The 23,233-nt window shown below is 68.1% G+C and carries 22 protein-coding genes; 10 read left to right on the top strand and 12 right to left on the bottom strand.

Features of this window, described 5'->3' with window-relative positions; all coding sequences use genetic code 11:
- The first annotated feature begins 149 nt into the window (after positions 1-149).
- Entirely contained in the window at positions 150-1,760 is a 1,611-nt protein-coding gene (locus NWF34_RS00005) for a GMC oxidoreductase (protein ID WP_258323951.1), read from the top strand.
- Between the two features lie 136 nt (positions 1,761-1,896).
- Positions 1,897-3,441 carry an AMP-binding protein gene (locus tag NWF34_RS00010; RefSeq protein WP_258323952.1) on the top strand — a complete coding sequence of 515 codons (1,545 nt, stop codon included), beginning with the start codon at positions 1,897-1,899 and terminating at the stop codon, positions 3,439-3,441.
- Between the two features lie 69 nt (positions 3,442-3,510).
- Here the strand turns inward: NWF34_RS00010 and NWF34_RS00015 are convergent, their stop codons facing one another.
- Complete coding sequence (locus tag NWF34_RS00015; protein WP_024497091.1) at positions 3,511-5,139, bottom strand: ABC-F family ATP-binding cassette domain-containing protein; 1,629 nt, start codon at positions 5,137-5,139, stop codon at positions 3,511-3,513.
- A gap of 99 nt (positions 5,140-5,238) precedes the next feature.
- Here NWF34_RS00015 and NWF34_RS00020 point away from each other — a divergent pair, with 99 nt between their 5' ends.
- Entirely contained in the window at positions 5,239-6,054 is an 816-nt protein-coding gene (locus NWF34_RS00020; protein WP_258323953.1) for an SDR family oxidoreductase, read from the top strand.
- A 58-nt stretch (positions 6,055-6,112) separates the two neighbouring features.
- Positions 6,113-7,264 carry a lycopene cyclase family protein gene (locus NWF34_RS00025; RefSeq protein WP_258323954.1) on the top strand — a complete coding sequence of 384 codons (1,152 nt, stop codon included), beginning with the start codon at positions 6,113-6,115 and terminating at the stop codon, positions 7,262-7,264.
- A gap of 127 nt (positions 7,265-7,391) precedes the next feature.
- Here NWF34_RS00025 and NWF34_RS00030 read toward each other — a convergent pair whose 3' ends face one another.
- Both NWF34_RS00030 and NWF34_RS00035 read right to left on the bottom strand, forming a co-directional pair.
- Positions 7,392-7,760 carry a DUF1992 domain-containing protein gene (locus NWF34_RS00030; RefSeq protein ID WP_258323955.1) on the bottom strand — a complete coding sequence of 123 codons (369 nt, stop codon included), beginning with the start codon at positions 7,758-7,760 and terminating at the stop codon, positions 7,392-7,394.
- A 63-nt stretch (positions 7,761-7,823) separates the two neighbouring features.
- Positions 7,824-8,900 carry a helix-turn-helix transcriptional regulator gene (locus NWF34_RS00035; protein ID WP_258323956.1) on the bottom strand — a complete coding sequence of 359 codons (1,077 nt, stop codon included), beginning with the start codon at positions 8,898-8,900 and terminating at the stop codon, positions 7,824-7,826.
- Positions 8,901-8,999: 99 nt separating this feature from the next.
- On the opposite strand from NWF34_RS00035, the gene NWF34_RS00040 reads away from it, so the two are divergent.
- Positions 9,000-9,338: a hypothetical protein gene (locus NWF34_RS00040; protein WP_258323957.1), complete on the top strand. Its 339-nt coding sequence runs from the start codon at positions 9,000-9,002 to the stop codon at positions 9,336-9,338.
- Here the strand turns inward: NWF34_RS00040 and NWF34_RS00045 are convergent.
- The 7 genes from NWF34_RS00045 to NWF34_RS00075 are packed head-to-tail and all read right to left on the bottom strand — an operon-like array spanning position 9,335 to position 15,795.
- Positions 9,335-9,733: a metal-sulfur cluster assembly factor gene (locus tag NWF34_RS00045; protein WP_258323958.1), complete on the bottom strand. Its 399-nt coding sequence runs from the start codon at positions 9,731-9,733 to the stop codon at positions 9,335-9,337. The genes NWF34_RS00040 and NWF34_RS00045 overlap by 4 nt on opposite strands.
- Positions 9,730-10,209, bottom strand: a complete 480-nt coding sequence (gene sufU / locus NWF34_RS00050) for a Fe-S cluster assembly sulfur transfer protein SufU (RefSeq protein WP_258323959.1) — start codon at positions 10,207-10,209, stop codon at positions 9,730-9,732. The genes NWF34_RS00045 and sufU overlap by 4 nt, the downstream gene beginning before the upstream one ends.
- A gap of 3 nt (positions 10,210-10,212) precedes the next feature.
- Positions 10,213-11,499, bottom strand: coding sequence for a cysteine desulfurase (locus NWF34_RS00055; RefSeq protein ID WP_258323960.1), 1,287 nt, complete (start codon positions 11,497-11,499; stop codon positions 10,213-10,215).
- A 26-nt stretch (positions 11,500-11,525) separates the two neighbouring features.
- Positions 11,526-12,299, bottom strand: a complete 774-nt coding sequence (sufC, locus tag NWF34_RS00060; protein ID WP_258323961.1) for a Fe-S cluster assembly ATPase SufC — start codon at positions 12,297-12,299, stop codon at positions 11,526-11,528.
- A gap of 54 nt (positions 12,300-12,353) precedes the next feature.
- The gene (gene sufD, locus NWF34_RS00065; protein WP_024497101.1) at positions 12,354-13,541 is read right to left on the bottom strand and encodes a Fe-S cluster assembly protein SufD; all 1,188 of its coding nucleotides are present in this window, start codon (positions 13,539-13,541) and stop codon (positions 12,354-12,356) included.
- On the bottom strand, positions 13,541-14,995 hold the full coding sequence (gene sufB, locus NWF34_RS00070) for a Fe-S cluster assembly protein SufB (RefSeq protein WP_024497102.1): 1,455 nt from the start codon (positions 14,993-14,995) through the stop codon (positions 13,541-13,543). Before sufB ends, sufD begins: the two co-directional genes overlap by 1 nt.
- Complete coding sequence (locus NWF34_RS00075) at positions 14,992-15,795, bottom strand: metalloregulator ArsR/SmtB family transcription factor (RefSeq protein WP_258323962.1); 804 nt, start codon at positions 15,793-15,795, stop codon at positions 14,992-14,994. The genes sufB and NWF34_RS00075 overlap by 4 nt, the downstream gene beginning before the upstream one ends.
- 175 nt (positions 15,796-15,970) lie before the next feature.
- On the opposite strand from NWF34_RS00075, the gene mptB reads away from it, so the two are divergent.
- The 4 genes from mptB (at position 15,971) to NWF34_RS00095 (ending at position 20,685) form a co-directional block, all read left to right on the top strand.
- Positions 15,971-17,803 carry a polyprenol phosphomannose-dependent alpha 1,6 mannosyltransferase MptB gene (gene mptB, locus NWF34_RS00080; RefSeq protein ID WP_258324103.1) on the top strand — a complete coding sequence of 611 codons (1,833 nt, stop codon included), beginning with the start codon at positions 15,971-15,973 and terminating at the stop codon, positions 17,801-17,803.
- A 109-nt stretch (positions 17,804-17,912) separates the two neighbouring features.
- Entirely contained in the window at positions 17,913-18,851 is a 939-nt protein-coding gene (locus NWF34_RS00085) for an ABC transporter ATP-binding protein (protein ID WP_051349536.1), read from the top strand.
- Between the two features lie 11 nt (positions 18,852-18,862).
- Positions 18,863-19,666: an ABC transporter permease gene (locus NWF34_RS00090; RefSeq protein WP_375295608.1), complete on the top strand. Its 804-nt coding sequence runs from the start codon at positions 18,863-18,865 to the stop codon at positions 19,664-19,666.
- Positions 19,663-20,685, top strand: a complete 1,023-nt coding sequence (locus tag NWF34_RS00095) for a heme A synthase (protein WP_258323963.1) — start codon at positions 19,663-19,665, stop codon at positions 20,683-20,685. Before NWF34_RS00090 ends, NWF34_RS00095 begins: the two co-directional genes overlap by 4 nt.
- A 78-nt stretch (positions 20,686-20,763) precedes the next feature.
- Here NWF34_RS00095 and NWF34_RS00100 read toward each other — a convergent pair whose 3' ends face one another.
- A complete protein-coding gene (locus NWF34_RS00100) occupies positions 20,764-21,147 on the bottom strand; it encodes a hypothetical protein (RefSeq protein ID WP_258323964.1) in 384 nt (127 codons plus the stop codon).
- A gap of 74 nt (positions 21,148-21,221) precedes the next feature.
- Here NWF34_RS00100 and NWF34_RS00105 point away from each other — a divergent pair, with 74 nt between their 5' ends.
- Positions 21,222-22,196 carry a quinone oxidoreductase gene (locus tag NWF34_RS00105; protein WP_258323965.1) on the top strand — a complete coding sequence of 325 codons (975 nt, stop codon included), beginning with the start codon at positions 21,222-21,224 and terminating at the stop codon, positions 22,194-22,196.
- 19 nt (positions 22,197-22,215) lie between these two features.
- Here the strand turns inward: NWF34_RS00105 and NWF34_RS00110 are convergent, their stop codons facing one another.
- On the bottom strand, positions 22,216-23,208 hold the full coding sequence (locus tag NWF34_RS00110) for a heme o synthase (protein WP_182156099.1): 993 nt from the start codon (positions 23,206-23,208) through the stop codon (positions 22,216-22,218).
- Positions 23,209-23,233 lie beyond the last annotated feature (25 nt).

Genomic DNA, 23,233 nt, shown 5'->3' on the forward strand with positions numbered 1-23,233 from the left:
CTCGACCGGACCGGCGAGCCGCGCCCAATGCCGTTCGGCGCGGCTCGCCGGTCGTCGTCATGTCGGGGCCCGGAGCGGGTGATTCATCCCACAGCTGACTAATTCCTAAGGTATTCCTAACCTTAGTTAGTGCGCGCTAAGGTCCAGTCGTGAACTCGGACATTCCCACCTCTTCCGTTTCCCGCCGGACCGTCCTCCGCTCCGCGGCGGGCGCCGGTGCTCTCGCCGCGCTGGCCGCCACCGCACCACAGGCGAAGGCCGCGGCCGGACGCACCGCGATCGTCATCGGCACCGGTTTCGGCGGCTCGGTCGCCGCGCTGCGACTCGGTGAAGCCGGTCTCGCCACAACGGTGTTCGAGCGTGGCCGCCGCTGGCCGATCCGACCCGACGGCACCACCTTCGCCACCTTCTCCAGCCCCGACAAGCGCGCCGCCTGGTTCGGCAACAAGGCGGGCGCGAACAGCGCGACCGCCGTCCCGGTCGAGCCGTACCCCGGCGTCCTCGACCACGTCGTCGGAAACGGAATCGAGGCCGTCTACGGCGCCGGTGTCGGCGGCGGTTCGCTGGTGTTCGGATCGTTCACCCCGGTCCCCCGGCGTCAGGACTTCGAGCACATCTTCCCCGCCGCGGCGAAATACTCCGAACTCCTCTCCACGTACTACCCACGCGCCAAGCGCACCCTCGGTGTCTCGCCACTGCCCGCCGACATCCTCGAACACCCGAACTACGTCGGCCCCCGGTCCTGGCTCAAGGTGATCGCCCGCTACGGCGCCACCCCCCACTTCTTCGACTTCGCGATCGACTGGGACATCGTCCGCGCCGAGATGGCGGGCCGCACACGGCCGTCGGTCATCGTCGGCGAGCTGAGCTACGGCGTGAACAGCGGCGCCAAGAAATCGACCGACCAGACCTACCTCGCCGCCGCTGAACGGACCGGCAACGTCACGATCAAGCCGATGCACGAGGTCTTCGACATCCGGCCGCGCGCACGCCAGGCCGGTTTCGTCGTCACCGCGCGGGTCCGCGACGAGCAGGGTCGCACGATCCGGACGGTGACCGCCGAGGCCGATCATCTGTTCATGGCGGCCGGCTCGTTCCACACCACTCGCATGCTCGTCGAGGCGCGTGCGAAAGGCACTCTGCCCCAGCTCTCTCCGCGCATCGGCGACGGCTTCGGGACGAACGGCGACTTCCTGACGATCCGAACCAATCCGTCCGACGACTTCGGCCTGGTCCAGGGCGGACCGGGATTCGCCCGCATCTACGAGGACAGGCTGTCGGAGACGCCGATGTCGATGGTCTATCAGGCGACGCCGCTACCCGCACCACTCGGGAAGGCCGGGACCACCCATCTCGTGCAGACCCATACCGACGAGCGCGGCACGGTCGACTTCGACCACGCGAGCCGGACGGCGAAGCTCAACTACCCGTCTCCCGAGGGACACAACAAGGTCGACCGTCAGGCGGCCGCGTTCGTCGGCGAGTTCCACCAGCGCACCGAGGCGCGCCACGGCCGGCCCGCAAGCGGGGTCCCGATCTACTCTCGCGCCGTCGGATTCGGTTCGGCGGGTACATATCACGGACTCGGCGGGGTCGTCATGGGTGAGGCGGCGTCGATGGACGGCGCGGTCCGCGGCTACGACAACCTCTACGTCGTCGACGGCTCGTTCGTGCCGGGTGCCGTCGGACTGGTGAATCCCGCCCTGACGATCACCGCGCTCGCCGAACGGACGATGGACCGGTTCCTCGCCGCGCACTGAGCGCAGATTCGGGCCTTCTCCCGACAGACGTGAGGCCCGTCGCGAGACCTGAGGTACTGTGACTCACGACACTCCGAACGATCGTTAGATAACGGACGTTCGGGGTGAAAGTCCCCTTCGTCAGAGGAGTGCACCCTTGTTCCCTGGAGTCTTCGCCAAGTCCACTCCGGACAAGCCCGCCGTCATCCGCGCCGCGACCGGCGAGAAGTTGACCTACCGGCAGCTCGACGAGAACTCGACGCGGCTCGCCAACTACCTGGAGTCGCTGGGCCTCAAGCGCGGCGACAACATCGCGGTGGTGTCCGCCAACGATCTCCGTGTCTTCGAGGTGTACTGGGCGGCCCTGCGCAGCGGCCTGTACGTGACGGCGATCAACCACCACCTGACAGCCGCCGAGACCAACTACATCCTGGACGACTGCAACGCCCAGGTCCTGTTCGCCGGCGCCTCGGTCGCCGACGCCGTCTCGCGTTCCGGCGAGATCGAGGCACTGACGGGCACCGGTCGCCGGGTCGTGTGGGGCGGCGATCTCGAGGGCTTCGACAGCTACGACAAGGTTCTCGCCAACGCTTCCGCCGAACCGCGCACCGATCAGCCGCGCGGCACCGACATGCTCTATTCGTCGGGCACCACCGGCCGCCCCAAGGGCATCAAGACCCCGATGCCCGACGGCCAGGTCGATCAGATCCCCGACACCTACACGGCGATCTTCGCGCCGATGTACGGCTTCGACGAGAACGCCGTCTACCTGTCCCCCGCACCGCTGTACCACGCTGCGCCGCTGCGCTATTGCGGCGTGACCAACTCGGTCGGCGGCACCGTGATCATGCTCGACCGCTTCGAGCCCGAGGCCGCACTGGCCGCCATCCAGAATTACAAGGTGACGCACAGCCAGTGGGTGCCGACCATGTTCATCCGCATGCTGAAGCTGCCCGAGGAGGTCCGCAACTCCTACGACGTCAGCAGCCTCAAGATCGCGGTCCACGCCGCGGCACCCTGCCCGGTCGAGGTCAAGAAGGCGATGATCGACTGGTGGGGCCCGGTCATCCATGAGTACTACGCCTCCACCGAGGCCGCCGGCGCGACGTTCATCGGCCCGCAGGAAGCACTCGATCACCCCGGCTCGGTGGGCAAGCCGCTGCTCGGCGTCATCCACATCTGCGACGAGGACGGCAAGGAGCTCCCCGTCGGCGAGGTCGGACAGGTCTTCTTCGAACGCGAGGACGTGACCTTCCAGTACCACAACGATCCGGAGAAGACCCGCAAGGCCCAGCACCCGGAACACGAGAACTGGTCCACGACAGGCGATGTCGGGTACGTCGACGCCGACGGTTATCTGTACCTGACCGACCGCAAGGCGTTCATGATCATCTCCGGCGGGGTGAACATCTACCCGCAGGAGGCCGAGAACGTCCTCATCAACCATCCCGCCGTCTTCGACGTCGCGGTGATCGGTGTCCCCGATCCGGACCTCGGTGAGGTGGCCAAAGCGTGTGTGCAGCTCGCCGAGGGATATGAGCCGTCCGACGAACTGGCCGACGAGCTCATCACATTCACCAAGGACAGCATCGCCGCCTACAAGGCGCCGCGGTCGGTCGACTTCGTCGACGAACTGCCGCGTACCCCCACCGGCAAGCTGGTCAAGGGCGAACTGCGCAAGAAGTACTGGCCCGCAGGTTAGTTCACGATCCCTCAGGGAGCGGTCGCGCCACCGCTCCCTGAGGAGCGAGCTTGCGAGCGTCTCGAAGGGTCAGGCGAGCTCGATGATCTCCTGATACTCGTCGCTCCAGTGGTCCTCGGTGCCGTCGGGCAGGAGGATCACGCGTTGCGGATCGAGTGCGGCGGCGGCGCCGGGGTCGTGGGTCACGAGGACGACGGCCCCGGTGTAGCTGCGCAGGGCGTCGAGCACCTGTTCGCGTGACACCGGGTCGAGGTTGTTGGTCGGCTCGTCGAGGAGCAGGACGTTGGCGGCCGACGACACCAGACCGGCCAGCGTCAGGCGGGTCTTCTCACCACCGGACAGGGTGCCGGCGGGCTGGTCGAGCTGGGCGCCGCTGAACATGAACGCGCCCAACAGGCCTCGCAGTTCCTGTTCACCCGCGTCGGGTGCGGCGTGGCGGATGTTCTCCCACACCGATGCCTGGTCGTCGAGGGTGTCGTGCTCCTGTGCGAAGTAGCCGATCTTCAGGCCGTACCCGGGTTCGAGCTGCCCGGTGTCCGGCTTCTCCACGCCGGCAAGCATTTTCAGGAGCGTCGTCTTACCGGCACCGTTGAGCCCGAGCACGACGACGCGACTGCCCTTGTCGATGGCGAGGTCGACACCGGTGAAGATCTCCAGTGAGCCATAGCTCTTCGACAGGCCCGAGGCCATCAGCGGCGTCTTGCCGCAGGTCGCCGGCTCCGGGAAGCGGATCCGTGCGGTGCGGTCGGCCACTCGCTCCTCGTCGAGCGAGTCGATCATGCGCTCGGCGCGCTTGAGCATGTTCTGCGCGGCGGTGGCCTTGGTGGCCTTGGCACCGAGCTTGGCGGCCTGCGCACGCAGTGCGGAGGCCTTCTTCTCGGCGTTGGCGCGTTCGCGGCGACGACGTTGTTCGTCGGTGGCGCGCGCGTCGAGGTAGCGCTTCCAGCTCATGTTGTAGATGTCGGCCTCGCCGCGGACGGCGTCGAGGAACCACACCCGGTTCACGACGTCGGCGAGCAGGTCGACGTCGTGACTGATCACGACCAGCCCACCCTCGTGGTTCATCAGGAAGCTGCGCAGCCAGGCGATCGAGTCGGCGTCGAGGTGGTTGGTCGGCTCGTCGAGCAGCAGCGTGGTGTCGGACTTCCCGGAGCCGTCGGAGGCGGCGAACAGGATGCGTGCGAGCTCGATGCGGCGACGCTGACCACCCGAGAGGGTGCGCAGCGGCTGGTTCAGGACGCGGTCCGGCAGGCCCAGGCTGTTGCAGATGCGTGCGGCCTCGGATTCGGCGACGTAGCCGCCGAGGGCGGCGAAGCGCTCCTCGAGACGTCCGTAGCGGGCGACGGCCTTGTCGCGCAGCTTGTCGTCGGCGGCCTCGGCCATGCGCGCCTGCTGCTTCTCCATGTCGCGCAGGATCTCGTCGAGTCCGCGCGCCGACAGCACCCGGTCCTTGGCGAGGACCTCGAGGTCGCCCTCCTTCGGGTCCTGGGGCAGATACCCGAGTTCGCCCGAGCGCCGGACGGTGCCGGCGTAGGGTTCGGTCTCCCCCGCCAGGATGCGCAGGGTGGTGGTCTTGCCGGCGCCGTTGCGGCCCACGAGGCCGATCCGGTCGCCGGGCTGGATACGGAGGGCGTCGCCGGGCGCCGACAACAGGGTCCGAGCGCCCGCTCGTACCTCCAGGTCGGTCGCGGTGATCACGACGGACCAGTCTACCGGGGCGAATCCAGTGGTTTTGCCACGACAAGGCTCCAGACCGCGCTGCGGAGTCGCCCCACGGCGACACGGTGGACCGATACGGTGGCAGACGTGACGCAATCCACAACGATTCCCCAGTCCTCGTTTCCCCAGACGTCCGACCTCACCGGCCGTTCTGCCCTGGTCACCGGCGCCAGCCGGGGCATCGGCGAGGCCATCGCCACCGAGCTCGCCCGGCGCGGTGCCTCGGTGGTCATCACGAGTCGCAAGCCGGAGCCCCTCGCCGAGGCCGCGGAGCGCATTCGCCAGGCCGTGCCCTCGGCGACGGTGACCGCGTTCGCGGCCAACACCGGCGACGCCGACGACCGGGCGGGTGCGGTCGCCGCGGCCGTGAAGCAGGGTGGCGGAATCCACATCCTGGTCAACAACACCGGCATCGCCCCTCTCGCCGGACCGCTCATGGACGCCGACCTGGGCGCCTACCGCAAGACCTTCGACACCAACGTCGTCGCCGCCCTCGGCTTCGTCCAGGAGGCGTACCGGGCGGGCATGAAGGACACCGGTGGTTCGGTGGTCAACATCTCCTCGGTCGCCGGCCTGCGGTCGACGGGGGTGATCGCGGCCTACGGCACATCGAAAGCGGCGCTCATCCGCCTCACCGCGGAGCTGGCGTGGGAACTGGGGCCGAACATCCGGGTGAACGCGATCGCGCCCGCGATCGTGCGCACCAAGTTCGCCTCCGGACTGATCGCGGGCGAGAACGAGGCCCGGGCCGCCGCGGCGTATCCGATGAAGCGCATCGGCGAACCCGAGGACGTCGCCCGCGCGGTCGCGTTCCTCGCCAGTGACGAATCGGCCTGGATCACGGGCGAGACCCTCGCCGTCGACGGGGGCATGCTGGCGACCGGCGGCTCGTGACGGCGCCCGGCGGCCCGGAGTTCCCGTCCGGATCACCGGCTGCGACGAAGGAAGACGTGTGAGCGCTGGAGTGATCGTTGTGGGCGCGGGACCGGCAGGGCGCGCACTCGCGCACCGGCTGCTGGCCGCCGCGATACCGGTGACCGTGGTCGACCCTCGTCCCGAACGGGTTTGGCAGTCCACCTTCGCCTGCTGGTCCGACGAGTTGCCCGGCTGGCTCGATCCGACGGCCTTCGCCGCCCGCCTCGAACGCATCGGCGTCGCCGGCACCGCCCTCGAAGAGGTCGACCGCGGTTACACGGTGTTCGACACCCCGGGACTGCAACGTTCGCTGACTCTCGACGGCGCCGAGATCGTGACCGACCGCGTCACCGGGATCGACGGTGCGCGAGTGCAACTCGACACCGGTCGGGCACTGACCGGGGACGTGGTGGTCGACTGCCGTGGCGCACTCCCCCACGAGGCGCCACGACAGACCGCCTACGGCATCGTCGTCGACAAGGCCACCGCCGCACCGGTTCTGGAGGGTCACGGGGCGTTGCTGATGGACTGGCGGGGCGGGATCGTCGACCGTCGCTCGTTGCCGTCGTTCCTGTACGTCGTGCCACTCGGCGGGGACGAGTATCTCCTGGAGGAGACGTGCCTGGCCGGGTTGCCCGCCCTGGATCTCGACGAGCTGAAGCGCCGGCTCGAGGTCCGGCTCGGCGGGTTGCCGTCGGGTATCCGTCGCGTCGAACACGTGGCGTTCCCGCTGACCGGGTCCTCGCCTCAGCCGTGGCGGGACCCGACGTTCTGCTTCGGCGCCGCAGGCGGATTCAAGAATCCGACGACCGGCTACAGCGTCGCCACGTCACTGATGTGCGTCGATGCGGTGGTGGCCGCGCTGGCCGCGGGGCGCGATCCGGCCCCCGACCTGTGGCCCGCCTCGGCGCGCGCGGTCCACAACCTTCGACTGCGCGGGCTCAGCGCGCTGCTGCGGCTCAGCCCCACCCAGACGATCGCGTTCTTCGAGGCGTTCTTCGCCATGCCGATCGAGTCGCAGCGCAGCTACCTCAGCCGTCGCAACGACCTGACCGGCACCATGGGCGCGATGACCCGGGTCATCCGGGCCGTCGACATGCGCACCCGCGCCGTCGTGGCCCGCGGTGCGATGTCCACGCCGGAATGGGCCGGGGACCTCGGCTCGACCCCGCGCTTCCAGCGCCGGTGACATGACCTCCTCGATGGCGCCGGACAGGTACCCGGCATACCGGCCCGCGATGTGGAACCTGCCGGAGTAGACGAGGCTCCCAGTGGCCATGAATGTGAAGGTTGGCCAACGTCCACTCCGTCGGGTTTCATCCGCGTCGGCGAAGCTCGCGCCATTGCCGGATCATGTCGTCGACGTCGATGGTGTGGGCGACGACGCTGTGGGGCATCGCGATCTGACGCGCGGTGAGATGAGCTTCGCGCACGCGGCGGTTGAAGTCGTCGAGGATCTCACGCACGGCGTCCTCGTCGGCGATGTCGCGCAACGACTCCGGGAAATCCTGTGCCTCCCGGCGTAATTGGAGAGGTGCGGGAAGGAGGGCCGACGAGTCCAGGTTCTCGTCGCGGATCTTGCGTTTGACCCACCAGTCGGGATCGTCGATGTCGGAGAGGTCCAACGGCTTGCCCGCCCCGGGCAGGTTGTCGAACTCCCCGCGCTCGGTCGCCTCGCGGATCATCCGCTCGACTCGACTCTCAAACCGATTCACACCAACGGTTCTACTCGCCTTCGACCGCGTCGGTCATCCCGCGACCCGCGCCAGCAGAATGGTGCGGTTGCCGCATCCCGACTTGGCCAGGACCGACTTCACATGGTCGTGCACGGTGTATTCGGACACCGACACCGCAGCGGCGATCGACCGGTTGTCCATACCCGCACAGATATGGCCGAGCACCTCCCGCTCACGACCGGTCAGGCCGTTCACCCGGGCGAAGAGGTCGAGACGGTCGGTGAAACCACTGGGTTCGATCGTGACGGCGATCTCGCGGCCGGCCGGCGGTCCGGCCCCGCTGATCCGGTCGGCCTCCAGGGTCAGCCATCCGTACTGCTCGAGAAACACTCTCGCGCGCGGCGGCGCGGCGGCGACGTCCTGCTCGCGGGCGATGAGCTGTGCCGCCACGTTGTAGGCCGCCGCCGGGATCGCCGGTACGTCCGGGATGCGCCCGTCCGGCCCGGCATCGGGTGGATTGAGTTGATAGAGCCGCGATCCCGCTCCCGCGGTCTGTCCGCGAAGTCGCAGACCCTGATCGAGCACCACGACGGCGGGTCCGGTGGAGTCCGCGGTGCGGACGGAATCGGTGAAGTGTCCGGCCTGCCGTGATCGCAACGCGGCCGTGACAAGCGGAGTGATCTGCGACATCCGGGCGATGTCCTCGGCGGAGAACTGCGGACGGGGCTCGAAGCGCCAGAGATCCAGCCAGCCCCAACACCCGAACCGGTCGGCGAAGACGAGCGTCGCCACGTCGCAGACCCCGAACTCCGCCAGGATCTCGCGCCACGGGGATGACGATGCGGCTTCGCGATCCCTGGCTCGACACCACGACGTGGCCGGCCCCCGCGATCCGGTGAGACAGGTCCAGCGAGTGCTCGTCGTCAGATATCGGGCACGGATCAGATCCGGCAGACGGGTCATCGGTAAGCCTGGCAGCGTCGCCAGCGGAGAGGTGCCGACCGAGGTCGCGGGGTCGGTCAGAAGCCACACGTGGCCGTCGAACGCCACTGCCGCTCCGAGGTCAGCGAGCACCGCCAGCCGAAGACTCTTCACACCAGCGTTTCGTGCGCAGGAGCGCTCGACCCGACTCAGGAGATCGACGCCCATCGGTCAAGGCTAGGCCGGAAATCCCCCGTGGTGGGGATGTTCGGACGGGGCTCCCGTTCGTACGGTCGAAGAATCCACCCATCGAGAAGGGCGACCGTCATGTATCAGCTCCGGATCACCGACACCATCCCCGACTTCGACGCCTGGCGCCGAGCGTTCGACGGCTACGAACGTGTACGCGCCGACAACGGGGTCCTCGCCTACCGGGTGATGCGCAGCGTCACCGACCCGACCGAGGTCACGATCGAACTCGATTTCGCCGACGTCGCCCGCACCCGGGCCTACATCGGGGTTCTCGAGAAGATCTGGTCCTCGGCCGGCTCACGGCGCGTCAGTGCCGCCCACAGCACGCCGACCGTTCACGAGGTGGTCGTCGCGAAAGCGATCGATCCGGCCGCCTCAGAGGCGGCCGGATCGCATGTCGCACAGTCGATCTAGACGGTGAAGCCGAGGGCCCGCAGCTGTTCCCGGCCGTCGTCGGTGATCTTGTCCGGGCCCCACGGCGGCAGCCAGACCCAGTTGATCTCCAGATCGGTGCACAGACCACTGTTGACCAGCGCGCCGCGGGACTGGTCCTCGATGACGTCGGTCAGCGGGCACGCGGCGGAGGTGAGGGTCATGTCGATCTTCGCGACGGCGTCGTCGGTCACCTCGATGCCGTAGACGAGTCCGAGGTCGACGACGTTGATACCCAGTTCGGGGTCGACGACGTCGCGCATCGCCTCCTCGACGTCCTCGACGGCCGGCAGCGAGGTGGACGGGGCGGCGGGTGTGCCGGTAGCCGTGGTGTCGGTTGCCGGTGTGTCTGTCGCGGTGGTGGTCTCGTCACTCATGCTGACTCCACTTCTGTTTTCTGACTGTCGATGGGGGCGTTCACCGTCTGGGAAAGTGCGTCCTTGAACGCCATCCAGCCGAGGAGTGCGCATTTCACGCGTGCCGGGTACTTGCTGACCCCGGTGAAGGCGATGCCGTCACCGATGATGTCCTCGTCGCCCGGGTCCTTGCCACGGGAGGTCATCATCGCGGTGAACGACTCGACGGTGGCCAGCGCCTCGCCGATCGGTTTGCCGACGATCAGGTCGTGGAGAACCGACGTCGACGCCTGGGAGATCGAGCAGCCCTGGCCATCGTAGGAGACGTCGTCGATGGTGGCGCCGTCTCCGGACACCGCGACGCGGAGGGTCACCTCGTCACCGCACGTCGGATTGACGTGGTGCACCTCTGCGCCGAACGGCTCACGCAGTCCCCGACCGTGCGGATGCTTGTAGTGGTCCAGGATCACTTCCTGGTACATCTGCTCCATACGCATGGCTCAGTTCACCCCGAAGAACTTCTGCGCCTTGACGATCGCCGCGGCCAGCGCGTCGACCTCGGCGAATGTGTTGTAGGCGGCGAACGATGCACGTGCGGTCGCGGCCACACCGAACCGGCGGTGAAGCGGCCAGGCACAGTGGTGACCGACACGGATCGCGACGCCCTCGTCGTCGAGGATCTGACCGAGGTCGTGCGCGTGGATGCCGTCGACGACGAACGCGACCGCTCCCCCACGGTTCTCGGTCGTGGTGGGTCCGACGATGCGCAGACCGTCGATCTCACCGAGCCGGGAGAGCGCATGTCCGACGAGCGCGTGCTCGTGTGCGGCAACGGCTTCCATGCCGATCGTCTGCAGGTAACGCACCGCGGCGCCGAGACCCACGACCTGCGAGGTCATCGGAACACCCGCCTCGAAACGCTGCGGCGGCGGCGCGTAGGTGGACACCTCCATCGTCACGGTCTCGATCATCGAGCCACCGGTGATGAAGGGCGGCAACGCATCCAGGAGTTCGGACTTGCCGTAGAGCGCGCCGACCCCGCTCGGACCGAACATCTTGTGTCCGGAGAAGGCGGCGAAGTCGACGTCGAGCGCGGAGAAGTCGACCGGCATGTGCGGCACCGACTGGCAGGCGTCGAGCACGACCAGCGCACCGACTGCACGGGCACGCGAGACCAGTTCGGCGACGTCGGCGACGGCACCGGTGACATTCGACTGATGGGTGAACGCGATGACCTTCACCGACTCGTCGAGGGTCAGCGAATCCAGGTCGATACGACCGTCGTCGGTCACGCCGTACCAGCGCAGGGTCGCACCGGTCCGACGGCAGAGTTCCTGCCATGGAACCAGATTCGCGTGGTGTTCGAGTTCGGTGATCACCACGGTGTCGCCCGGACCCAGCGCCGATCCGCCGAGGATCGACGCCGAGCGCGGATCTCCGAGCGTGAAGGTCACCAGGTTGAGAGCCTCGGTGGCGTTCTTGGTGAACACCAACTGGTCCGACGACGCCCCGACGAACCCGCTGATGACCTCGCGCGCGTCCTCGTAGGCGTCGGTGGCCTCTTCGGCGAGCTGATGGGCTCCCCGATGCACCGCCGCATTGTGGTGCGTCAGGAAGTACCGCTCGGCGTCGAGCACCTGGACCGGACGCTGCGAGGTGGCCCCGGAATCGAGGTACACCAACGGTTTCTCGTCGCGAACGGTGCGCGACAGGATCGGGAAGTCCGCCCGCAGCGCCTCGACATCGAGAGCGGTTGCCGCGGTTGTCGTCTCAGGCGAGAGTGTCACGTACGTGCACCTCCTGGGGTGTTGGTTCAGCCGGCCTTGGCCGCCGAGGTGAAGCGCTCGTAGCCGTTCTCCTCGAGCTCGTCGGCCAGCTCCGGACCGGCGGATTCGACGACGCGGCCGTTGACGAAGACGTGGACGTAGTCGGGCTTGATGTACCGAAGGATGCGCGTGTAGTGCGTGATCAGCAGGATGCCGCCGTTCTCCTGCTCCTTGTACCGGTTGACGCCCTCGCTCACGACGCGCAGCGCGTCGACGTCGAGACCCGAGTCGGTCTCGTCGAGGATCGCGATCTTCGGCTTGAGCAGGTCGAGCTGGAGGATCTCGTGACGCTTCTTCTCACCGCCGGAGAAGCCCTCGTTGACGCTGCGCTCGGAGAACGACGGGTCGATCTCCAGCGCGGTCATCGCCTCCTTGGTCTCCTTGACCCAGTGGCGCAGCTTCGGGGCCTCGCCGCGGACCGCGGTGGCTGCGGTGCGCAGGAAGTTCGACATCGAGACGCCGGGCACCTCGACGGGGTACTGCATGGCCAGGAAAAGGCCGGCACGCGCACGCTCGTCGACGCTCATCTCCAGGACGTCTTCGCCGTCGAGGGTGATCGAACCCGAGGTCACCTGGTACTTGGGGTGGCCGGCGATGGCGTAGGACAGCGTCGACTTGCCCGAGCCGTTGGGGCCCATGATCGCGTGCGTCTCACCGGACTTCACGGTCAGGTTCACACCCTTGAGGATGCGGATGGGCTCGGCGTCGGCGTCGGTCTGGGCGACGTCGACGTGCAGGTCACGGATTTCCAGTGTGGTCATGTTCTGTGTTCTCTCTTACGGGCTGAGGAAGGTTCGGTCGGGCGCGGAAGCGGTTCAGGCGCCGGCGAGTTCGAGCTCGCGCTCGACGGCGGCGGACAGACGCTCGCGCAGCTCGGGAACGGCGATCTTGGCGATCACCTCGCCGAAGAATCCGCGGATGACCAGGCGGCGCGCCTGATCCTCGGGGATGCCGCGAGCCTGCAGGTAGAACAGCTGCTCGTCGTCGAAACGTCCGGTGGCACTGGCGTGGCCGGCACCGACGATCTCGCCCGTCTCGATCTCGAGGTTGGGCACCGAGTCGGCGCGGGCGTTGTCTGTGAGCACCAGGTTGCGGTTGAGCTCGAAGGTGTCGGTGCCCTCGGCCTCGGCGCGGATCAGCACATCGCCGATCCAGACGGTGTGGGCCTCGCGCGACCGGTCGCCGCTCGTGTCGCCCTGCAGCGCACCCTTGTACACCACGTTCGAGCGGCAGTTGGGCTGGCTGTGGTCGACGAGCAGGCGCTGCTCGAGATGCTGTCCGGCGTCGGCGAAGTACAGCCCCCACAGCTCGACGTCGCCACCCGGCGCGTCGTAGTGGACGATCGGCGACAGCCGGACGAGGTTGCCGCCGAAGCTGACCGCGAAGTGGCGGACCACGGCGTCGCGGCCGGTGCGCACGTGATGGGCGGCGACGTGCACGGCGTCGTCATCCCAGTCGTGCACGTTGACGACGGTGAGCGCGGCGCTGTCGCCGACGACGAACTCGACGTTCTCGGCAAAGGTCCCGCCGCCCTTCTGGTCCAGCACCACGACGGCACGGGCAAAGGGTTCGAGCCGGACCTGGGTGTGCCCGTAGGCGGTCTCGCCCTCTCCGGGGCCGGTGACCGTGATGGTGACCGGCTCGGACAGCTCGACCTCGCGGCCCACGGTGACCACCGTGGCCTGGGTGAACGACGAGTACGCCTGTGCGGCAACCCGGTCGAAGGGCACGCCGCCCTGGCCGAGACGCTCGTCATCGCGTCCGACGGTGTCCACGGTCACACCGTCTGCGATACCGGTGACCTCGACGGTCGCCTCACCCGTCCGCTGGGCGGAACCGTTGTGCAGACCGCGCAGGCGGCGGAACGGGGTGAAGCGCCAGGCCTCTTCGCGAGGGCTGGGCACCTCGAAGGCGTCGACGTCGAACGAGGTGAACAGTTCACCCTTGTTGACGACAGGCGAATGCGAGCCCGGTGTGGAGACCGGGAGTGTCGGATCGGCCATCAGCCGACGGCTCCTTCCATCTGAAGCTCGATCAGGCGGTTGAGCTCGAGCGCGTATTCCATCGGGAGTTCCTTGGCGATCGGCTCGACGAAGCCGCGGACCACCATGGCCATCGCCTCGTCCTCGGTCAGGCCGCGGCTCATCAGGTAGAAGAGCTGATCGTCACTGACCTTCGAGACGGTCGCCTCATGCCCCATCGTCACATCGTCCTCACGGATGTCGACGTAGGGGTAGGTGTCGCTGCGCGAGATCGTGTCGACCAGCAGCGCATCGCATTTGACCGTCGACCGGCTGCCGTGGGCGCCGTTGTTGATCTTGATCAGACCGCGGTAGGAGGCACGGCCACCGCCGCGGGCCACCGACTTCGAGACGATGTTGCTCGAGGTGTTCGGTGCCAGGTGGACCATCTTCGAACCGGTGTCCTGGTGCTGTCCCTCGCCGGCGAATGCGACCGAGAGGACCTCGCCCTTGGCGTGCTCACCGGTCAGCCACACGGCCGGGTACTTCATGGTGACCTTGGAACCGATGTTGCCGTCGATCCACTCCATGGTGGCGCCGGCCTCGGCCTTGGCACGCTTGGTGACCAGGTTGTAGACGTTGTTCGACCAGTTCTGGATGGTCGTGTAGCGGCAGCGGCCGCCCTTCTTGACGATGATCTCGACGACCGCGGAGTGCAGCGAGTCGGTCTTGTAGATCGGCGCGGTACAACCCTCGACGTAGTGCACGTAGGCACCCTCGTCGACGATGATCAGCGTGCGTTCGAACTGGCCCATGTTCTCGGTGTTGATCCGGAAGTAGGCCTGCAGCGGGATGTCGACGTGGACACCCGGCGGGACGTAGATGAACGATCCACCCGACCACACGGCGGTGTTCAACGCGGAGAACTTGTTGTCGCCGGCCGGGATGACCGAACCGAAGTACTCCTGGAACAGCTCCGGGTGCTCCTTGAGGCCGGTGTCGGTGTCGAGGAAGATCACGCCCTGCTTCTCGAGATCCTCGCGGATCGAGTGGTAGACGACCTCGGACTCGTACTGCGCGGCGACACCGGCGACCAGCCGCTGCTTCTCCGCTTCCGGGATGCCGAGCTTGTCGTAGGTGTTCTTGATGTCCTCGGGCAGGTCCTCCCACGAGGCGGCCTGCTTCTCGCTCGAGCGCACGAAGTACTTGATGTTGTCGAAGTCGATGCCCTCGAGTCCTGCACCCCAGTGCGGCATCGGCTTCTTGTCGAAGATCTTCAGAGCCTTGAGTCGCTGTTCGAGCATCCACTCGGGCTCGCTCTTCTTCGACGAGATGTCGGCGACGACGGCCGGGGACAGGCCGCGCTTGGCGCTGGCACCGGCGACGTCGGAGTCGGCCCAGCCGTAGCCGTACGTCCCGAGGGACGCAATCGTCTCCTCCTGCGTGAGGGGAGCCGCGGCGGACGGCGTGGTGGCGGCCGGATCGGTGACGGTCATCGCGTGGCCTTTCGGGTTGTCGTGGGCTGGGCGGGTGCGGTCGTGGAGAGTGGGGTCTCGCGCGGGGGCGATTCCGGTGGTGGATGCATCGGCACGTGGGTCGTGCAGGCGCAGTCACCGTTGGCGATGGTCGCCAGGCGCTGCACATGCGTGCCGAGCAGTTCGGTGAAGACCGCGGTCTCGGCCTCGCACAGTTCGGGGAACTCGGTGGCGACGTGCGCCACCGGGCAGTGGTGCTGGCAGATCTGGATGCCGTTGCCGACCTGCCGGGTGTTGGTGGCGTAACCCGCACCCGTCAACGCATCGGCGATCTCGTCGACGGTGTCTGCCACACTCACCGGATCGGTGCTCGGTTCGACGTCGGCGACGATCCGCTCGACTCGTTCACGGGCGAACTCGGCGACCGCGTCGTGACCACCGAGGTCACGGAGCTTGCGCATCGCCGCCCCGGCGAGGTCGTCGTAGGCGTGGCGCATCTTGCCGCGTCCGGATGCGGTGAGCTGGAACCACTTGGCCGGACGTCCGCGGCCCCGCTGACCGAAACCGGTCGATGCGACCTCGATGTCCCCGGCCGCGGTGAGCGCGTCGAGGTGGCGGCGCACGCCGGCCGCGGAGATACCGAGACGCTCGCCGATCTCGCCCGCGGTCAGCGGGCCGTCGTCGACGAGCAGGTTCAGGACCGCATCACGGGTCTGACCGTCGTGGTGCGCATCGGCACCGGCGGTCGTGTGAGGGGTTGCCGTACCAGCGGAGGGCACGGCATTGCGGCCGCCCGAGGGCAGCACAACATCGTTCCGCATGGTTTTCACAACACGAGTGTGACGTAATTGATTCCTCGCTGCCAGCAAGGGTGCCCTTAGCGATGCGTCCGATTCCGTCCTCCGGTCCCGCGTGTCGCCGATAAAGGGTGGTGGCGAGGGATCCGTCCCCGCCGATTAGAGTCGTCGTGTGCCCGAAACCACAGCTGGCCGCCGTGTGCCGGACTTCTTCGGACTCGTGTGGAATCACCTGATCACCGTGCTGAACTATCTCGGTCTGCGCAAACAGCGCCCCGTCGGCCCCGACACCGACACCACCGAGCAGCGCGGCGACTACGGAAAGACCGTCGCCCGCCTACACGACGACGAACGCGAGGTCGGACCCCTCAACGCCGCGGAGACCCGTCGTCTCCGCCGCATCAAGCTCTTCGGCGCCACCGGTTCGGTCCTGATCCTGATCGGCGCCCTCGGCACCGGTGCGGTGCCGGTGCTGCAGAACCCCGTCGCCGGCATGCGTGTGCTGTCACTGCCATCCCGGATGTTCGGCACCGCCCTCGCACTGTCGATCGGCGGCACGATCACCCTGGTGGTCGCATGGCTGCTGATCGGCCGCTTCGCCGTCGGCCGCCTCAGCGTCGAGGTCCGGCACGGCCGGAGTCCGGAACGACGGATGAGCCGCCGCCAGGCCGACCGGACCCTCATGCTGTGGATCACACCGATCGTGCTGGCTCCCCCGCTGCTGAGCAAGGACATCTACTCCTACCTGGCCCAGAGTGCGATCGCCTCCCGCGGCATGGATCCCTACTCGGTGAGCCCGGTCCGCGGTCTGGGCGTCGACCACATCCTCACGCGGTCGGTGCCCAACCTGTGGCGGGACACCCCCGCGCCCTACGGACCGCTGTTCCTGTGGATCGGCGAGGGCATCACCAAGGTGACCGGCGCGAACATCACCGCCGCGATCTTCCTGCACCGCATCGTCGCCCTGATCGGCATCGCGCTCATCGTGTGGGCGCTGCCGCGACTGGCGAAGCGCTGCGGGGTGTCGTCGGTGGCCGCCCTGTGGCTCGGCGCGATGAACCCGCTCGTGATCCTGCATCTGGTGGGCGGCATCCACAACGAGGCACTCATGCTCGGTCTGATGCTCGTGGGCCTCGAGCTGAGCTTCCGCGCCATCTACGGCGTCGACCGGTTACGGAAACCGGGGACGCTGATACCCACGAGAGCAGGCTGGATCCTGATCGCCGGTGGAGCCGTGCTCGCCGCGTCGTCGATGATCAAGGTGACCTCGATGCTCGCGCTCGGCTTCGTCGGCATCGCCCTGGCGATGCGCTGGGGTGCCACGCTGCCTGCCCTGCGGCACGCACCCGTCCGGGAGTGGTGGACGCGGTCGAAGTGGTCGGTGTACGCCCTCGGCGTCTCCGCCGGGTTCTACGTGGTCGTGCTCGGCATCGTGATGGTCGGGATCTCGCTGGCGACCGGGCTCGGATTCGGCTGGACGGGCACGCTGTCGACCGGCGAGATCGTCCGGTCGTGGATGTCGATGCCGACGCTGCTCGGGGTGACGACGGGTCGGATCGGTGTGACCCTCGGACTCGGCGAGCACACCCAGGCGATCCTCGAGGTCGCACGCCCGATCGGGCAGCTCGTCGCCGGCCTCTTCATCATCCGGTGGATGCTCGCGACGCTGGGCGGACGCCTGCACCCGCTGGGCGCGCTCGGTGTGTCGATGGCCACAGTCGTGCTGTTCTTCCCGTTCGTCCAGGCCTGGTACCTGCTGTGGGCGGTCATTCCGCTGGCTGCCTGGGCGACCGGCCCGTGGTTCCGGATCTCGACCATCTCCGCATCGGCGATCATCGCCATCGTGGTGATGCCGACGAGCTCCAACACCAGCGGAGTCGTTCTCGCGCAGGGTCTTCTGGCAGGTGTGATCATGGTCGCAGCGCTGACCGCGCTGTTCTTCGAGGACCGGTCACCGCGCCGATGGCGTCGTCGCAGAAGGGGGGCCTCCGACGACACCCCGGAGCCCGCGGAGAACGCGCCGACGCGGTGACGATCCCCCACCGCACCCGCGCACGGCGTTTTTCGTCCGCGGGGTCCGAGCGCCTAGTCTGACCTGTGTGCGCGGCACGACTTCTCGGCAGATCAACGACGACGATCAGATGAACGATCGTCTGCTGAGTGTTCCCGCGGTCGAGGTACGCGGACTGGTCAAGACCTTCGGCGACCGTACCGCGGTCGACCGGCTCGATCTGACCGTGGAACGCGGCCAGATCCTCGCCCTCCTCGGACCGAACGGCGCGGGCAAGACCACCACCGTCGAGATCTGTGAGGGCTTCACCGAGCCGGACGCCGGCACCGTGCGGGTCCTCGGACTCGATCCGATTGCCGACAACGACGCGCTCCGGCGCCGCGTCGGCGTGATGCTGCAGGGCGGCGGCGCCTACCCCGGAGCTCGTGCCGAGGAGATGTTGCGGCTGGTCGCGGCGTATTCGGCCGACCCCATCGACCCCGAGTTCCTCATCGAAGCGCTCGGGCTCGGCGAGGTCCGACGCACGTCGTACCGCAGGCTGTCCGGCGGGCAGCAGCAGCGCCTCGCCCTCGCCTGCGCCATCGTCGGCCGTCCCGAGCTCGTGTTCCTCGACGAGCCGACCGCCGGCCTCGACGCCCACGCACGTCTCGTCGTCTGGGAGCTCGTCGACCGCCTCCGCGCCGACGGCGTGTCCGTCCTCCTCACGACCCATCTCATGGACGAGGCGGAGCAGCTCGCCGATCAGGTCGTGATCATCGATCACGGCCGCGCGGTCGCCGCCGGAACCCCCGCCGACCTCACCAGCACCGGCGCCGAGAACGAACTGCGGTTCACCGCGCCCCGCGGACTCGATCTGTCGATGCTGACGCTCGCACTGCCCGAGGGATATCACTGCACCGAGCCCAACCCGGGCTCCTACCTCGTCCTCGGCCCGATGACCCCGCAGGTGCTCGCGACCGTGACCGCCTGGTGCGCCAAGATCAACGTCCTCGCCACCGACCTGCGGGTCGAGACCCGGAGTCTCGAAGACGTCTTCCTCGACCTGACCGGACGGGCCCTACGACAGTGAACAGCCCCACAGTGAACTCCCCCGCTCCCCAGACGGCCCTCTTCGCCGAGGGCATGTTCCGTCCCGCGCCGCGCCCGGCATCCCTGACGGCGATGATCGTCGCCCAGTCCGCTCTCGAGCTCAAGCTCCTGCTCCGCAACGGTGAGCAGTTGCTGCTCACCATGTTCATCCCGATCACCTTGCTCATCGGGTTGTGCCTGCTGCCCATCAACACGACCTTCGGCGACGGTCCGGCCGAGCGCGCCACGCTCTTCGTCCCGGCGATCCTGACGGTCGCCGTGATGTCGACGGCGTTCACCGGCCAGGCGATCGCCGTCGGCTTCGACCGGCGCTACGGCGCGCTGAAACGGTTGGGCGCCACACCGATCCCGAGGTGGGGCATCATCGTCGGGAAATCGGTGGCGGTGCTGATCGTGGTGGCCCTGCAGTCGGTCATCCTGGGCGCCATCGGATTCGCCTTCGGCTGGCGGCCCGACGCGCTCGGCCTGCTCATCGGCGCCCTGGTGATCACCATCGGCACCGCCTGCTTCGCCACCCTCGGCCTGCTGCTGGGCGGCACGCTCAAGGCCGAGGTCGTCCTGGCCCTGGCGAACCTGCTGTGGTTCGCGTTCATCGGTCTCGGCAGCCTCGTGGTCGTCGATTCCAACGTGCCCGGCCCCGTGCACACCCTTGCACGGTGCATCCCCTCGGGTGCGCTCAGTGAGGCCCTGGAGATGGCCGCACGAGGTTCGTTCGACGCCTTCGGGGTGGGCGTCTTGCTGGTGTGGGCCGCAGTGGCCGGCACCTTGGCCGTGAGGTGGTTCCGATTCCGATGACGACGTCGCAGACTTCTTCGACACGACCCGACGACCCGGCTCCCGCCGAGCGCGACCCCCGGCCGGCGGCGCGTGGGGTCTGGCGGTTCATACCCGGATTCGGCCGGCCGACGATCCGCTTCGTCCACCGCTGGGCGATCGCCCTGCTCGTGTCGAACGTCGGCATCGTCGCCACCGGCGGCGCGGTTCGGGTGACCGGTTCCGGTCTCGGTTGTCCGACCTGGCCGCGATGCACCGACAACTCCTTCGTCCCGCACGAGGAACTGGGCATTCACGGAGCCATCGAGTTCGGCAACCGGATGCTCACCTGGGTGCTGATCATCATCGCGATCGCCGCCTGGGTCGCGGTGCTCCGCTACGCCGGGTCGGCGCGCCGCGACAAGTGGACGGTCACCCTGATCGCGCTGGGCATCCCGTTCCAGGGCGTGATCGGCGGGATCACCGTCCTCACCGACCTCAACCCCTGGGTCGTCGCCCTGCACTTCCTGCTGTCGATGGCGCTCGTGTCGGCCGCAACCGTCCTGGTCTATCGGCTGCGGCCCTACCCGACGCCCGCCGAACCCGCCGCCGTCGACGCCGATGTCCCCGCGTCGGCCACGCGCCGGCTCGGGGTCTACCTCGCCTGGCTGATCTATGTGGTGACCTGGGTGACGATCTATCTCGGCACGGTGGTCACGGGTTCCGGTCCGCACGCCGGCGACGTCGACGCCCCACGGAACGGACTCGACCCCGACAACGCCACCCAGCTCCACGCCGACGCGGTGTTCGTCCTGGTCGGTCTGGGCCTGGCCGCACTCGTGTACGCCCGCGTGTTCGCGCGTCCGCAGCAGCGCTCGGCGCTGGTCTTCGTGGCGCTGCTCGCACTGCAGGGTGTGATCGGATTCGTCCAGTTCGCGACCGATCTCCCCGTCGCGCTCGTCATCGCGCACATGTTCGGCAGCGCGCTGCTGCTCATCGGCGCGACCTGGCAGGTGCTGGTCGCGCGGGCGACCGATCAGCCGCGCGTCGACGCTGCCTGAGTCCCCGCCCACAACGAGAACGACCCCCGACGATGTGCACGTCGGGGGTCGTTCTCGTGTACGGGGTGGACGGCCGCGTCAGAGGATCGCGCGGTTGCGCGGCTTCGGGAAGCGCTTCTGCCGGGCGACCCAGCCGGCCATCTTGCGGTAATGCGACGGCTTGACGGTGGTCTCCGAGGTGAGGTCACGGTCCCACTCGGCGATCTCGAGGCCATCGACGGCGTCGACGACGGCCTGGGCGGTGGCGAGGTCGGGGACCACCCGGTCGCCGAGGACTCCACCGGCGTCACCGACGAGCGTGATACGGACACCGGCCGCACCGATCGCCTGCAGGACGACCTTGGCGCTGCCGCCCTCACGGGCGACGAACTTCTTCACCGAGGCGACGACATCGCCCGGGGCCTGAACCGTCGGCGTTGCGGTGGTGTCGGTGGCGGCACTGTCAGTCATGACGCTCAGCATACCGGTGAGCGCAGAGCGCTCCCGATACCGGGATGGGCGTCACATCCGGCCTGTTCGGCGTGTAGAACGGTGTCGTGCGTGCGATACAGGTGACCCGTCACGGCGGCCCGGACGTCCTGGCTTTCGGTACCGTCGACGACCCCATCCCGGCCGCCGACGAGGTGATCGTCCGGACCTCCGCGGTGGGCGTGAACTACATCGACACCTATCTCCGGCGGGGCCTGTACCCGTCGATCCCGCCGTACATCCCGGGCACCGAGGGTGCCGGCGAGATCATCTCCGTGGGTCCGGAGGTCACCGGCTTCGAGGTGGGACAGCGGGTCGCCTGGTGCGCCGCGCCTGCGTCGTATGCCGAGCTCGTCGCGGTCCCCGCCGCGCAGGCGGTGGTCGTGCCCGACGGTGTCGACGACGCGATCGCCGGTTCGTCGCTGCTCCGGGGTCTCACTGCCCACTACCTGCTCGACGGCAGCGCCCACCCTCATCCGGAGGACACCGTGCTGATCCACGCGGGGGCCGGCGGGGTCGGGCTGATCCTCACCCAGATGGCCAAACGTCATGGACTGCGGGTGATCACGACGGTGTCCTCCGACGAGAAGGCGGACCTGTCCCGGCAGGCCGGCGCCGACCATGTGTTGCGGTACGGGGACGACCTGGCCGCGCGCGTCCGGGAACTCACCGACGGCCTCGGTGTCCCGGTGGTCTACGACGGCGTCGGCGCGGACACCTTCGAGCAGTCGCTGGCCGCCACGGCGGTCCGCGGCATCATCGTGCTGTTCGGGGCGTCGAGTGGACCGGTGCCGCCGTTCGATCTGCAGCGCCTCAACCCGGCCGGTTCGCTGGCGGTGACACGACCCACCCTGGCGCACTTCACCGCGACGCCGGAGGAACTGAACTGGCGGGCCGGCGAGTACTTCGAGGCCATCCTCGACGGCGACGTGGACGTGCGGGTGGGACAGCGTTACCGCCTGGCCGACGCCGCACAGGCCCATGCAGATCTCGAAGCCCGCAAGACGACGGGTACGACGGTGCTGCTGCCCTCGGATTCCTGACGGCGGCGGCGAACGGAGATCAGAAGTACGACGAGATCGTCTGCAGGCCGACGACCGCGTCGACCGCGAGACCGCAGAAGACGATCGCCAGGTACTCGTTGGACTGCAGGAACACCTTGAGGGGTTTCACCTCGGCGCCGCGCTTGGTGTCGCGGTAGAGCTTGGTGACCCGCTCGAGGAACCAGCCGCCGGCGACCAGCGCGATCACCGTGTAGATCCAGCTCGTCGCCGGGATCAGGGCCAGCGAGGTGACGACGGTCAGCCACGTGTAGACCAGCATCTGCCTGGTGACGCGTTCCTCGGTCGCGATGACCGGGAGCATCGGCACGCCGGCCGCCTTGTAGTCCTCCTTGTAGCGCATCGCCAGCGCCCAGGTGTGTGGCGGGGTCCAGAAGAAGATGACCAGGAACAGCACGATCGGCTGCCAGCTGAGTGAGCCGGTCACCGCTGCCCAGCCGACGAGCGTCGGCATGCATCCGGCGGCGCCGCCCCACACCACGTTCTGCCAGGTGCGGCGCTTGAGGATCATCGTGTAGACGCCGACGTAGAAGATGATCGTCGCCGAGACGAGCAGCGAGGACAGCAGGTTCGCGGCGAAGTACAGCACCGCGAACGAGGCGGCCCAGAGCACGAGACCGAAGATCAGCGCACTCCGTGTGGCCACCGCGCGCCGGGCGAGCGGTCGGCGCTCGGTGCGCTTCATCTTCTTGTCGATGTCGGCGTCGACGACCATGTTGAGGGTGTTCGCGCTGCCGGCGCCGAGCCAGCCACCGATCAGGGTGAAGGCGATGACGGCGATGTCGACATGGCCGCGATCGGCCTGCAGCATCACCGGGATCGTCGCCACCAGCAGCAGCTCGATGACCCGCGGTTTGGTGAGCGCGACATAGGCGAGCACCGTCGCGCGCACACGTCCGGCCCACGTCAGATCCGCCGGCAGGACCGGCTCGGTCGAGACCTGCGGTGATGCGGTGTCGGTCGAGTGGGATGCGGCGGGATGGTCTCCGCTCACACGCTCCCCTATCCTCACGAACACT

The sequence above is a fragment of the Gordonia sp. GONU genome (genome assembly GCF_024733855.1).
In the GTDB taxonomy this organism is placed as follows: Bacteria; Actinomycetota; Actinomycetes; order Mycobacteriales; family Mycobacteriaceae; genus Gordonia; species Gordonia amicalis.